We start from the raw sequence: 13,727 nt of genomic DNA on the forward strand, positions 1-13,727 counted from the left end.
CTAAGTTTGGCATGATTCTATTCTATATCGTGTTGGGAGTCTTCTTAATGGTTGCTCTTAGAGGGCTATATACTACTGACACAAATTTGTCAGTACCTTACAATCGTTTCCTTGAAGATGTGAATGATAAGAAAATTATTAAGATAGTTATTTATGATGATGGGAGAATCGTTTATACAACCAGTGAAAGTTCGAAACGTTCTTTAGAAACCAAGGTTTCTCCCCAAACGCTTTCGACAGACAGGTTTCAGAACTATATAGACCAGCTGGTTACCGATGGTGTCAATGTTGTTTACGAGAAAGGGAATGATTCTCTTTTCTGGGTTAATCTGCTTGGCACCATTATCCCGTTGGCGATCATAGTGTTTATATGGTTTTTCGCGATGCGATCATTATCTGGAAGGAATTCTCAGGCTTTTACTTTCACAAAGAGTCCCGCGAAAAAATATCTTTCAAATGATAAGAACGTTACCTTCAAAGATGTAGCTGGAGTGGATGAGGCTATAGAGGAACTTCAGGACGCCGTTAATTACCTTAAAAATCCGAACGCTTTTTCACAAACCGGTGCACGTATGCCCAAAGGTATACTTTTGGTTGGGCCTCCTGGAACCGGTAAAACACTTTTGGCAAGGGCGGTTGCAGGAGAAGCTAATGTCCCATTCTTCTACATAAGTGGTTCCGATTTCGTTGAGCTTTTCGTCGGTGTTGGTGCAGCCAGGGTCCGTGACCTTTTTTCACAGGCAAAAGCAAGTGCACCCTCAATCATATTCATAGACGAAATAGATGCTGTTGGAAGGCACAGAGGAGCGGGTCTCGGTGGTGGACACGACGAAAGAGAACAAACCTTGAACCAGATACTGGTTGAGATGGACGGATTTGACGCGAAAACAGGTGTTATCGTGATGGCAGCCACCAACAGGCCTGATATCCTTGACCATGCTCTGCTCAGACCGGGACGTTTCGATAAGAAAATAACCGTTGATCCACCAGATGTGAAAGGCAGAGCAGAGATTCTAAAGATACACATGAGAGGAAAACCTGTTGATCCCGACGTTGATGTCTGGTTGCTTGCAAGGAGGACTCCAGGGTTTGTTGGTGCGGATCTGGAAAACCTAGTCAATGAAGCTGCCATACTTGCAGCCAGGAGAAAGAAAAAGATTATTGGGATGAAAGAACTCGAAGAAGCCATAGATCGGGTTATAGCTGGCCCGGCAAGGAAGTCCAGAATAATGAACCCAAAGGAGAAAAAGATTGTGGCTTATCACGAGCTCGGACACGCGATCGTGGGGCTCGCGCTTCCCAACGCTTATCCAGTTCATAAAGTTACGGTAATTCCGAGAGGAAGTGCTTCCCTTGGGTTCACCGAGAGTTTGCCTTCGGAAGATAGATACCTTGTCTCCCGTTCCGAGATGCTTGACAATCTGGCGCAGATTCTTGGTGGCAGAGCAGCTGAAGAGATTGTATTCGGTGAGATCACCACCGGGGCAGCCAACGATCTTGAACGGGCTACCCAGATGGCGCGAACGATGGTCTGTCAGTTAGGGATGAGCGATAGGCTCGGTCCAATAGCCTGGGGGAAGGAAGAAGGAGAGGTATTCCTCGGGCGCGAGTTAACACGAATGCGAAATTACAGTGAAGAGATAGCCAGTGAAATAGACAACGAGGTAAAAAAGATAGTTATAGAGGCACATGAAAGAGCCAGAAAATTGGTTGAAAAGTTCAGAGATAAACTTGATAAAGCGGCAGAATATCTCATAGAAAAAGAAACGATAACGGGCAAAGAACTTGCAGAAATAGTTGGATTAGCAGAGAGCGGGAATTATTACCGTGATCCTCTTGCTGAAACGAAGGGATCGAAGAGAAAAGTAAGTGCTGTAAGCACCAATGAAGAAGCAAAGGAAGGCAATGAAGATGAAAAGAATTGAAGAACACCAGGAAATTTTTGTTGTAGATACAAACAACCCTGAGTTGCGCTGGGAGGAGAATCCAGCCGGTGGGGCGTTGAATCTCATATCAAGCAGTGGGTTAATGAAGCTCATTCATAATTGCACCTATAAGATTGTTGAACCGCTGGAAACGCCGGACACTATTTTTGTTGTTGTCGAATCTTCGATAAAACATTGCTCATCGGCAGAGATCGGTGTGGATGTTCGAATAGAATGCGAGGTAACGATGACCGAAAAGGGAACGTTTAGTTTTAAAGGGAAAGTCTTTCAGGAGCAACGCCTGGTTGCTGTGTTCTCCACTGTGCGGCAGGCTGTTACGCTGGAGTATCTAGGGAGGAAACTGAGTGAGGAGACCTAGAGCCCCAAGAGCCTGGAAAGAATTTGAAAAGGTTTCCTTCTATAAGAAATCCGAGGTCTTTGTAAATCAAATAGAGCTTCAAGGAGACGTAAAGGTTGCATTGATTTATCCTAATGATTATCGTGTTGCCAGTGCTAATCTTTCGTTTCACGATCTTTTTGAGCGGTTCAATGCCCTTGGTAATGTTAGATGCGAGCGTTTCTTTTATGATAGATCTTTTGAAAAGTTTTACTCCATAGATAGCAGAACACCTTTAGACGAGTTCAGGATATGGGCAATATCAATTCACTTTGAGCTTGATATTTTGAATGTTCTGGAATTGTTGCGTAGATTTAAGGTGCCGCTGTTTAGTGAAGAGCGATTGGGGCATCATCCGGTTATCGTTATTGGAGGAGCTCTAACTTATTTCAACACGGCTCTTTTGGAACTTATAGCTGATGTGGTTCATATCGGTGATTTGAGTGAGAGCTTTCTAAGTGCTCTGGGGTCTTTGAAATCGTACATCGATAGAAAGGAGATAATCGCCGCGTTATCAGGACAAAAAGGCAGAACCTGTGATAGTTGTTTTGAGGAGAGGCTGGCTAGTGGTGTTTTTATAACACCTCATTCGGTGTTCGGAGATAGGTTTCTGATTGAAATCGGTAGAAGTTGTTTCAGGAAATGCAGGTTTTGTGTTGTTGGGTACTGTTTCGGGCCGGCAAGATTTAGAGGACTTGATGAGGTAATGAAATTGATGGAAACGGCCTCTCACCTTACGAATAAGTTTGGTTTGATCGCGGCAACGGTTACCGATTATCCCTATCTTGAAGAATTATTGAATTTTATCGAAAAAAGGGACTATCAAGTCTCGGTTTCCTCTTTGCGGTTGGATGCACTCAATGAAAAGTTGTTGACCATCTTGAGGAAAAGCGGACAGGAACAGTTTACCATTGCCCCAGAGGGTGGATCGCAGAGGCTCAGGAACCTTTATGGGAAAGGAATCTCTGGTGAACAGATTTTGAGTGCCCTGAAGCTTGGTAGAATGGTTGGATTCAGGCATGTAAAGCTTTACTATATATATGGCGCAGTCTTTGAAAGTGAGGAAGACAGGAGGGAAATCGTCGAAACTGCAAAACTGTGCAGGGAACTCGGTTATTCAAAGGTAACCCTCAGCCTTAATCCGTTGATTCCAAAGCCCGGTACACCGCTGGGAGCTCTTCCGATGCAGGACAGAAGAATTTTAAGAGGCCTCGAACGAAATTTAGCTTTAGCTTTGAGGAGTGTTGGTGCAAAAGCGGATTTTGAGAGTATCAAAGAATCGGTGATCCAGTTCAGCCTCGCTAATATGGACAGGAATGGTGGAAGAGAATTTTTGTTGTGGATAAATAACAATAAAAAAGGCAGAGAATTTCTCTATAAGTATGCAGAAAGGATAAACCTTCAAAGAAAGGAGTGAGAAAGAGTGGCCAAAAAGAACATATTGGTAATTGATGATGAGCCATCGATCGTCGAGCTTCTTAGTTTCAACCTCAAGAAAGAGGGATATGATGTCTTAAAGGCTTATGATGCCGAGGAAGCTCTCAAAATTGTAGAGGACAACGATGTTGACATGTTCATAGTAGACATCATGCTTCCTGGAATGGACGGTTTTGAATTGGTAAGAAACCTGAGGAGTACGGAAAAACACAGACATACTCCTGTGATATTCCTCAGTGCTAAAAGCGAAGAGTTTGACAAGGTTCTTGGGTTGGAACTTGGTGCTGACGATTATATTACGAAGCCATTCAGTGTCAGGGAGGCTCTAGCGAGGATAAGGGCTATATTCAGAAGGATCCAGCAGAGCGTTCAGGCAAAGGAAGAGAGACCTAAGAAGATAACGGCAAGAGACCTTGAAATAGACACTGAGAAGTATGAAGTGAGAGTCAGAGGGAAACTGGTCAATTTAACACCTCTTGAGTTTGAGCTCCTTAGATTCCTCGCTGAGAATGAAGGTAAGGTTTTCAGCAGGGATGTCCTTCTCGACAAACTCTGGGGTTACGATTACTATGGTGACACCAGAACTGTTGATGTTCATATAAGACGCCTGAGAACGAAGATCGAAGAGGATCCTTCCAATCCTAAATATTTCATAACAGTGAGGGGTAAAGGATACAAATTCAGAGACCCTGGAAAGGAAGACTGATTTTTGTTGACGGTATTTGTTATAATTCTGGCAGCGCTTTCCGCGCTGCTAGTTTATCTTCTGTACCGGACTAAAGTGGTGTATGTCAGGTATGAAAAAACTATAAAGCGTTTCGCGGAGCTCGCGAATATTTCCGGCTCCCGTTCTCCTGTTGCAATTTACAATGCAGTCAGGACACTTATTAGAGATAAAACAGAAGAGATTAAGCGTGTTTCAGAAAAATTAAAGTATATGGAAAACGTGCTCGATAATCTCGGTGATGCTCTTTTCATAACAGACGCTGAAGGTAGAGTTGAATTTATAAACAAATCGGCCAAGGAACTAGTGAAATCCCAGGACCTTCTCGGAAAGAAGATGAACGAGATAATCGACAATTATTACATCGTTGATCTACTTGAAGATGCCGTGAAGAGTGGTTCGGTTCAGCAGACGAATCTTACGATTTTTCATCCCAAACGACGTTTTTATGAATGCAAAGCTATTCCGGTTAGCTATGGTGAAAAGATTCATTGTTTGCTCATTCTCAGAGATATTACGATGGAGAGAAACCTGGAACTCATGAGGCGCGAGTTTGTTTCTAACGTTTCTCACGAATTGAGAACACCATTAACCTCGATACATGGTTACGCCGAAACCCTGCTTGAGTACGATTTGAGCGATGAAGAAACTGTCAGAAAATTTCTGAGAATAATCGAGGGTGAATCTGCTCGTATGACGCGCCTGATAAACGATCTGCTGGACCTTGAAAAACTCGAGGCCGGTGATATTCAACTCGTTCTGGAAGACGTTGAACTTTCTGAGGTGGGAGAGTACGTTATAAAAATTGTGTCACCTCTCGCTGAAGAACTCGGAGTATCAATTTATGAAGACATGGAACGTGGAGTCTTCGTTGAGGGGGATTTTGACAGGCTTGTGCAGCTGACGCTTAATCTTGTTGATAATGCCGTTAAATATACTTCTGTAAAAGAGCACGGACCAAAAGAAGTCTGGATACGTGTTTATACAGCGAATAATTATGCAGTGCTGGAAGTTGAGGATACTGGTATTGGTATTCCCGAAGAAGCTCGAAAACACATATTTGAGAGGTTTTACAGGGTTGATAAAGCACGGTCAAGGAAAATGGGAGGTACGGGTTTAGGGCTTGCAATAGTTAAATTGATCGCTGAAAAACACGGTGGAACGGTTTCACTGGACAGTGAATTTGGAAATGGGACAACGTTTAAAGTTAGATTACCACTTAAGAAGGTGATAGAATGAGAGCTTATGATGTTATTTTGAAGAAGAGAAATGGATTACCAAATTCACATGAGGAATTGAAGTTTCTTATTGAAGGTTATGTTAAAGGGGAAGTGCCGGATTATCAGGTATCAGCGTGGTTGATGGCTGTGTATTTCAACCATTTGACTCCAGAAGAGCGCTTTGATATGACAAGGATAATGCTGGAATCCGGCGATCAAATCAGTTTAAGTGAAGTCAACGGAATAAAGGTTGACAAACATTCCACAGGTGGTGTTGGGGATAAAGTCACCCTTGTTGTCGGTCCCATTGTAGCTGCAGCTGGTTTAACCATGGCCAAGCTTTCCGGAAGAGGATTGGGTCACACCGGCGGAACCATAGACAAGCTGGAATCTATACCCGGGTTCAGAACAGCTTTAAAGAAGGAAGAATTCTTCAAGATAGCAAACGAGGTTGGATTGGTTGTAGCGGGTCAGACAGCGACAGTGGCACCGGCTGACAAAAAGCTTTACGCTTTGAGGGATGTCACAGCTACGGTTGATGAGATATCTCTTATAGCTTCCAGTATAATGAGCAAGAAATTAGCCATTCACTCTGATGTGATAGTGCTGGATGTTAAGGTTGGAACCGGTGCATTCATGAAGTCCATTGAGGAAGCAACGGAGCTGGCCAGGGCGATGATAGATATTGGAAAGAGGTATGGAAGAAAAATAGGTGCTGTTGTCAGTGATATGAATCAGCCTCTTGGAAAGATGGTTGGTAATGCTTTGGAGGTCAAAGAAGCCGTAGAGACCTTGAAAGGGAATGGGCCCGAAGATTTAGATAGGTTGTGCAGGCTCATTTCCGCAAGACTGATAGAACTCGCCAGAGGAGTTTCTTCAGAGGAAGCAGAGAAGATGGTAAAAGATGTTCTGGAATCTGGAGAAGCTCTGGAGAAATTCAGAAGCTTTGTCATTGCTCAAGGCGGGGATGGATCAGTCGTTGACTCGCCAGAATCGGTGCTTCCTGCAGCGAAGGGAACGATGGAAGTTTTAAGTTCAAAAGATGGTTATATTTCTTATATAGACGCCGAGCAGGTGGGAATTTCCTCGATGATTCTCGGTGCTGGTCGTGCGAAAAAAGAAGATGCAATCGACTATGCTGTGGGAATAGAGGTTTTCAAGAAGCTTGGAGATAGGGTACTTAAGGGTGATCCCATTGCTCGTCTGTATTTCAATGATGAAGAGAAAGCAGAGAAAGCAAAGGAACTATTTTTAGAAGCGTACAAGATTTCTGATGCTCCAATTGAACCACCATCTCTGGTACATGAGATTTTTTAAGGGGTTTGTGTAAGATATGCGCAGATCAGTTATAATAATTCTTCTCGTTTTTTGTGCGGTCATCTCGATTGGTAAGGATGTTGTTTTTTCTCTCGAGAATAGAACCCTGAAAATAACTGACAATGACGTTCTCCAGAGTTATGACAACATCTTTATCTCTGTGGATTCTCTTGGAAGACTATATAACAACATTTTAATCACAGAAGCAGAGGATTCTGATGAATTCTTCATATTTTTTCCGGGGAATTCATTGGTAACGTTTTCATTGGTTGATGGTTCCGCAACGGTGGAGTTTGGTAGCAAATTCCATAATGCGGCAACGAAGCGTGACGATAAGAATTACGTTAGCCTCTCTTTTTTATGCACACTATTGAACCTGAATTGTGTTGATACCGAAAAAACGATGATCGTGTACGATGTTCCACCTAAAATCGAGAACATATCAAAAACTCCGCAGGGGCTTGTTTTTTATCTGGACAGACCTGCATTCCCTGAAATGTTCAGTTATTGGCATACCACCAGTGGCGCCTTAGTAATAACCATAAAGCCGGCTGTTAAAGGGGACAAGCTTGAACTTCCCGGCAGCCAAATCTTTACAGGAACCAACTATGTTAAGCTGTATATGAATACAGCTTCGTGGTCAGATCTTTCCGTTGAGGTTTCGGAGAATAAACTCATCGTAAACAGTAGATGGAGCCTCGGAAGGATACTAAAGAAAGATTCGGGGGCAGGATATTTTCTTGGTGTATTCGAAAATTATGTTTCCGGGAGAAGGATAATATTAACTGCTTTGGAACTTGATCCCGAAAGATTCGATATACATCCAGTGCTTGCAAATGGGCGTATTCCTTCCGGGGAATCTCTTCTGTCCATGGCAAAGAGATACGATGCTTTTGCGGTGATAAACGGAGGATATTTTGATCCCTCCAGCTTTTATCCTATCGGGTTACTCATCGAGGATGGGAAGTTAATCAGCTTACCATCCCTTGAACGGCCGTTGTTTTTCCAGACAGAGGATGGAAAGATGGGAATAGGAAGGCTTGATACCCTCCTCTTCCTATCAATTGGGAATGTTACCCTTCAGGTAAAAGGAGTGAATACACCCTATCGTGGTTCTGTGGTTGTTTATACAAGGGAATTTTCCGGGAAACTGCCGTATCACGAGGACTATGTGTATGCATTTCTTGATGGTGAAACCATCAGTAGTATTGGTTACAAGGAACAGATAGAAGGTAATGAAAGTGTTATCCTCTTTTCTCCAGCAGCCATGGAGAAGATAGAAAAACTCGAACCAGGAATGAAGGTTAAATTTACGTTCTTCAATTCCTTTAACGAAAAATTGAAATTTGCCATAGAAGGGGGACCGCTGATTATTTCGCGCGGGAAACCTGTTACAGAATATGAGAAGAGTTTCTATTCCTCTTCTCTTCTCGATATAAGAGCTCCAAGAACACTAATAGGGATCACAAAAAGCGGTACTTTGATGTTCATGATAATAGACGGTTACCAGATGAAGAGCTATGGATTAACTTTTAAAGAGATGGTAGAATTCTTTACAGACAAAAATTTTGAATATCTCATGTGTGTGGATGGAGGGAAATCGTCCGCATTGGTTTTCAAAGGAGAGGTTTTCAGCTCTCCTTCTTCGGGTGTTCCCGTCGTTCCTGTGGGAATAGTTATAAGTCAAAAATAGAGTTCTGGAGGTGGAAGAAATGGGGAAAGTACCAGTTGAAGCCAAAAGAAACGTAACCTTGATAGGACATCATGGTTCAGGAAAAACACATCTCGTTGACTCTTTGCTTTTTAACGTGGGAATGATCGACAGAACGGGAATCTTCGTTACCGATAACGAAGAGATTGAAAAAGAGAGAAAGGCGACGTTCTCCCTTGGCGTAACAGGGCTCGAGTACAAAAATACCAGAATAAACATCGTTGATACACCCGGTATGCCGGATTTTCATGCCGAAACTGTGAACGGTATCTATGCTTCTGAGAATATTCTGCTGGTTCTAAATGCTACAGCAGGGATGGAGATTCAATCGGAAAGATTCGGGGCTGTTGCCAAAGAGCTCAGCAAGGGAATAATAGTCTTTTTCAATATGATGGATAAAGACAGAGCGGAATACGAAGCAGCTCTTTCTGACATCAAAGAAACCTTCGAGAGAAGTCCGGTACTTCTGCAGTTGCCCATAGGGACAGCCGCGGAGTTCAAAGGCGTAATTGATCTGATCGAAGGAAAGGCTTACATTTACGATAATGGCAAACCGCAGGTTCAGGAGCTTCCTGATGATCTAAAAGATCAATATGAAGAAGCGAGAACCAGGATGATTGAGGACATTGTAGAAACCGATGAAGAACTAATGGAAAAGTATTTTGAAGGCGAAGAAATCACAACGGAAGAGATTAAAAGGGCCTTAAAAACAGCCTATATAAACAATCAGATTATTCCCGTTCTTTTTGGATCGGCTCTAAAGAACATAGGAACAGATAGGCTCTTAGAGACCATCGTTGATCTTGGCAAGAATCCTGCTGAAGGTGGGAAATGGCCCGCGCAGCTTCAGAGCGGTGAGGAGATTGAAATATCCCCGGTTGAAAACGAACCCTTTGCCGGGTACATCTTCAAATCTGTTGTTGATCCGTTTGTTGGTAAGTTGACCTTTATCAAGATTATCTCGGGAATCCTTAAACCGGGAGATAGCATAGTCGTGGTTGACGAAGAATCCACGGAAAAGGTGAGTCATATTCTGGCACCAAATGGTACCAAGGATATTGAACTAGAGGAAGCCTCTGTTGGCGATATCATAAAGCTAGCTAAGCTCAAAAAATCAGCTGTTGGAGACACCGTAACTCATAAAGACAGGCAACTTAAGGTCAAGCTTCTCAACTGGCCAGAACCGATGATTTCCAAGTCAATACACCCGAAATCGAAAACAGACATCGACAAGATAAGCAACGGATTGTCCAGGCTTTCCGAATCCGATCCCACCTTCAACTGGGAATACGATCCTGAGACCGGTGAAACGGTCATTTCCGGGCTGGGGTCATTGCATCTCGATATTATGATCGACAGGCTCAAGAGACTTTTCTCTGTGGATGTCGAAGTTGGAAAACCAAAGATAGCTTACAGAGAAACCATCAGGAAAAAGGTTGTTGCCGAGTACAAGCACAAGAAACAGACCGGCGGTCATGGACAGTATGGACACGTTCAGATAGAGATAGAACCCCTTGAAAGGGGAGCGGGCTTCGAGTTCGTTGATAAGATAGTCGGTGGCGTTATACCAAAGAACTACATCCCTGCGGTTGAAAAGGGCGTTAAAGAAGCCATGAAAAAGGGTGTCCTCGCTGGTTATCCTGTAGTTGACGTTAAGGTCACCCTGGTATATGGTTCTTACCACGAAGTCGATTCTTCCGATATGTCATTCCAGATTGCTGCAAGTCAGGCCTTCAAAAAAGGAATGGCTGAAGCCAACCCTGTTATTCTTGAACCGATAATGGATGTTGAAATCTTCGTTCCGGATGATAATGCTGGAGACGTGATGGGTGAAGTCACATCCAGAAGAGGCCGCCCCATGGGGATGGAAACATTGGGGAAAGGTACCACGAAGGTTCTTGCGCAGGTGCCTCTTGCAGAAATGCTTGATTTTGCCAACAAGTTGAACTCCATAACCAGCGGTAGAGGTTATTTCACAATGAAATTTGCCGGTTACCAGGAGACGCCTTCAGATGTTCAGCAAAAAGTGATTGTTGAACGCGAAAGAGAGCAAGAAAACGGTTAATAAGCACAAAGAAGACGATTTTGGGGGGCGATAGAGCCCCCTTTTTTGGGAGGTAAAATGGCAAAGGATACGCAGGTTACGGCCTTTGACTTAGCGATTTATGAAATCTTTCCAAGAATGTTTGTGGACAAAGGGGGAGGCGCCTTTAAGAATATCTCTGGAATTCTGTCTGAACTCAAATCATTGGGAATTAATACGATCTGGTTGATGCCTATTCATCCTGTTGGGATAGAGAATCGCAAAGGTGCTTCCGGGTCTCCGTATGCGGTAAGAGATTATTTTGAGATCGATTCAAAACTCGGAAGCAAAGAAGATTACCGTGTTTTTGTAAAAACAGCGCATTCGTATGGTATAAAGGTTTTTATGGACATGGTGATGAATCACTGCGCGTGTGATTCTGTTTTAGTGAGGGAACACCCGGATTGGATCTTGAAAGATGGTCAGGGAAAATTCGGTCGCAAGATAGCCGAATGGGAGGATGTTTATGACCTTGACTATCACAACCAGCAACTGGTTGATTACATGGTAAGCGTTTTGAGGTACTGGGTCGAAGAATTTGACATTGACGGTTATCGTTGTGATGTGGCCGATCTGGTTCCTCTCAGTTTTTGGTTGAAGGCAAGGCATGAAATCTCCATGATAAAGCCCGATTTTTTATGGCTTTCAGAAGGCTACGAAAATGAAATGTACCGGGCTTTCGATATCACATATGATTACGATGGTTTTACAAACTTTCTTCAATATCTCGAGAAAAAGATCCCATTGATGGATTATATTTCCTATTTGAATTATCAGCATAGGAATTCGCCCAAAAATGCTGTAAAGTTACGTTTCCTGGAGAACCATGACCAACTAAGGATTTCAGGCAGGCTGGGAGTCGAAGAAGTCTTGGAATGGACGGCGTTTATGCTCATGCTTCGTGGGGTTCCCCTGATATATAATGGTCAGGAATATCTCAAGGGTTCCCGACCGGATATTTTTGATTATCCTCCATTGTAATGAAAAAAAGAACCTTTGGTTCAGGGATTTTCTGGCCGGGTTGCTGAAGCTCAGAAGTAAATCACCTGCGTTGAGGTACGGCGAAATGGAATTATCATTTGAAGACCGCGATGTGGTTTTACTGAAGCGTTTTTACAATGGTAGTGAGGTTCTGGCAATATTCAATTTCGGTAACGAGGAAAGGGAAATAGCAATTCGAACTTCCGAAAGATCCGGGGTTCTTCATTACATGGAACATTTGAGCGATAGTCCCGTACATCTAAAGGTTAGAAACCATGAGATGCGATTAGCCCTGAATTCAAAACCTCTGGTACTTTCGAGAGTCATATACTAAGAGGTGATTTTGTGCATTTTGGATATACCACTTATAAGATCAAACTTTACGCCATAAATTCACTGAAGGAGAAAAGAAGCGTTGTAAAACGATTGATAAACGATCTCAGGAAGAATTTTAATGCATCGATTGTAGAGACGGGTGCCCATGATTCCAGGGACTGGCTCGAGATTTCGGTGGGGATGATAACAAGAACGAGAAAAGAGATAGATGCGCTTTTTGAGTCTGTAGAATCGAGAATTATAAACTGGAACGGTCTGGAGGTAATCAATGTTGAAAGCGAGGTCTGGTGAGAACTTAGAAAACACGGAAAAAATTTTGAATGTACTCAAAGAAAAGGTTCACAGGTATTGCACCCCGTTGAGATTGAATCATATAAAAGGAGTATCGAAACTGTCAAGAGAACTTGCCCGGCAATACTTAGTCGATATTCAAGAGACTGATATAGCTGCCTGGGCACATGACATGTTCAGGGATGTAAGCAGTGAAAAACTGCTGAGTATGGCAAGAGATTATGGAATAAATATTTCAGATATAGAAGAAAAAAAGCCCATCCTTCTTCACGGGAAATTGGCTGCCATATATTTGAAAAAGCATTTTGACGTCGATGATGAAATCTTTGAGGCGGTTTACTGGCATATTACGGGTTATCCCGGTCTCTCTATTCTTGGGAAGATCCTCATGGTGGCAGATATGGCAGAAGAGGGAAGATCCTTTGAAAGTGCCAGGATTATACGTACCATCGCAAAGAAAGATCTGGAAGAAGCCTTTAAGAACGTGATAAGATTGAAAGTGAAATGGGCAGTCGAAAGTGGATTGTTCATCCCGGTTGAGCTGGCCATGACATGGAACTATCTTTTAGGGGGTGTTTCCCTTGGCGGCAATAAGGGTTCGCAGAAAGAATAATGCTTCGAGAATCGCTTTATTCCTTATTGTAGTTGTTGCGATACTGGCAGTTGGCGGTTATTTTGTTCTTAAAACCTACCGCGTGAAAAACAGCGAAACCTTTAAAGCAGAAAAAATTGACTATCTCATTCACGTCGATGAAAGCATTGGTGGAAACGAAAGTTACGTTTTGATGCGTACAAGGAGCAACGGGAAGATATTTATGGTTAAGTTCCCGAAGTACCTTAGTTTAGGACAGAAAGAAATTCTCGGAGAACAGGAATCATTGTCGGATGTCATGAGAGCTATTTACAACTGGCTTGGAATAAAGGCGGATATCAGTTTTTATTTCAGTCTGGATGATACAGTTCTAAAGGATCTGTCAAATAGCCTTGGTTTTTTCGCGGATAATTTTGATGATTTTCTGGATGGTGTTTCAAGAAGAGGATTCAATTTTTCGGATTACTGGAAACTCGACAAATACAGAAAGATTTTATCGGACGCTGGTTTTGAAACAAATTTAACTGCGGAGGGTATTGCTGCCTTCATCGAGAGAGTTTCAAATTCCCGTTTCTACGAATTCAAGCTCGAAACCCTCACTGATCACCCTATACAGGTCTATGTGAATAATGCTGAACCGAAAAAGGTTCTCTATATATCTACTGAGTCTATTAAAGAACTGAAAAATGAGATTCTGGAGTGGTAGGGTTTAA

The 13,727-nt window shown here is 42.8% G+C and carries 13 protein-coding genes; all 13 read left to right on the plus strand.

Going from position 1 to position 13,727, the window contains the following annotated elements; genetic code table 11:
• Positions 1–11: 11 nt before the first annotated feature.
• From ftsH to DU53_RS08270, 13 genes are read left to right on the plus strand one after another with little or no spacing between them, the layout of a single operon-like run.
• A complete protein-coding gene (ftsH, locus tag DU53_RS08210; RefSeq protein ID WP_369816078.1) occupies positions 12–1,925 on the plus strand; it encodes an ATP-dependent zinc metalloprotease FtsH in 1,914 nt (637 codons plus the stop codon).
• The gene (locus tag DU53_RS08215) at positions 1,912–2,304 is read left to right on the plus strand and encodes a thioesterase family protein (RefSeq protein WP_041288718.1); all 393 of its coding nucleotides are present in this window, start codon (positions 1,912–1,914) and stop codon (positions 2,302–2,304) included. The genes ftsH and DU53_RS08215 overlap by 14 nt, the downstream gene beginning before the upstream one ends.
• Positions 2,291–3,739 (plus strand): radical SAM protein, encoded by a 1,449-nt coding sequence (locus DU53_RS08220; protein WP_015868905.1) that lies wholly within the window; start codon positions 2,291–2,293, stop codon positions 3,737–3,739. The genes DU53_RS08215 and DU53_RS08220 overlap by 14 nt, the downstream gene beginning before the upstream one ends.
• Before the next feature lie 6 nt (positions 3,740–3,745).
• Positions 3,746–4,465 (plus strand): response regulator transcription factor, encoded by a 720-nt coding sequence (locus DU53_RS08225; RefSeq protein WP_063728345.1) that lies wholly within the window; start codon positions 3,746–3,748, stop codon positions 4,463–4,465.
• Positions 4,466–4,468: 3 nt separating this feature from the next.
• Entirely contained in the window at positions 4,469–5,722 is a 1,254-nt protein-coding gene (locus tag DU53_RS08230; protein ID WP_015868907.1) for an ATP-binding protein, read from the plus strand.
• Positions 5,719–7,020 (plus strand): pyrimidine-nucleoside phosphorylase, encoded by a 1,302-nt coding sequence (locus DU53_RS08235; protein ID WP_015868908.1) that lies wholly within the window; start codon positions 5,719–5,721, stop codon positions 7,018–7,020. The genes DU53_RS08230 and DU53_RS08235 overlap by 4 nt, the downstream gene beginning before the upstream one ends.
• 16 nt (positions 7,021–7,036) lie before the next feature.
• Complete coding sequence (locus DU53_RS08240) at positions 7,037–8,713, plus strand: phosphodiester glycosidase family protein (protein WP_015868909.1); 1,677 nt, start codon at positions 7,037–7,039, stop codon at positions 8,711–8,713.
• 19 nt (positions 8,714–8,732) lie between these two features.
• Positions 8,733–10,796: an elongation factor G gene (gene fusA, locus DU53_RS08245; RefSeq protein ID WP_015868910.1), complete on the plus strand. Its 2,064-nt coding sequence runs from the start codon at positions 8,733–8,735 to the stop codon at positions 10,794–10,796.
• A gap of 57 nt (positions 10,797–10,853) precedes the next feature.
• A complete protein-coding gene (locus tag DU53_RS08250; protein ID WP_063728347.1) occupies positions 10,854–11,795 on the plus strand; it encodes an alpha-amylase family glycosyl hydrolase in 942 nt (313 codons plus the stop codon).
• 40 nt (positions 11,796–11,835) lie between these two features.
• Positions 11,836–12,129 carry a hypothetical protein gene (locus tag DU53_RS08255; protein ID WP_161484779.1) on the plus strand — a complete coding sequence of 98 codons (294 nt, stop codon included), beginning with the start codon at positions 11,836–11,838 and terminating at the stop codon, positions 12,127–12,129.
• Positions 12,130–12,140: 11 nt separating this feature from the next.
• Positions 12,141–12,422 carry a DUF503 domain-containing protein gene (locus tag DU53_RS08260; protein ID WP_015868912.1) on the plus strand — a complete coding sequence of 94 codons (282 nt, stop codon included), beginning with the start codon at positions 12,141–12,143 and terminating at the stop codon, positions 12,420–12,422.
• Entirely contained in the window at positions 12,400–13,035 is a 636-nt protein-coding gene (gene yqeK, locus DU53_RS08265) for a bis(5'-nucleosyl)-tetraphosphatase (symmetrical) YqeK (protein ID WP_015868913.1), read from the plus strand. The genes DU53_RS08260 and yqeK overlap by 23 nt, the downstream gene beginning before the upstream one ends.
• Positions 13,004–13,720 (plus strand): hypothetical protein, encoded by a 717-nt coding sequence (locus DU53_RS08270; RefSeq protein ID WP_015868914.1) that lies wholly within the window; start codon positions 13,004–13,006, stop codon positions 13,718–13,720. Before yqeK ends, DU53_RS08270 begins: the two co-directional genes overlap by 32 nt.
• The last annotated feature ends 7 nt before the right edge of the window (positions 13,721–13,727 follow it).

Origin of the sequence: Kosmotoga sp. DU53, from assembly GCF_001639905.1 — a bacterium.
Taxonomy (GTDB): Bacteria; Thermotogota; Thermotogae; order Petrotogales; family Kosmotogaceae; genus Kosmotoga; species Kosmotoga olearia.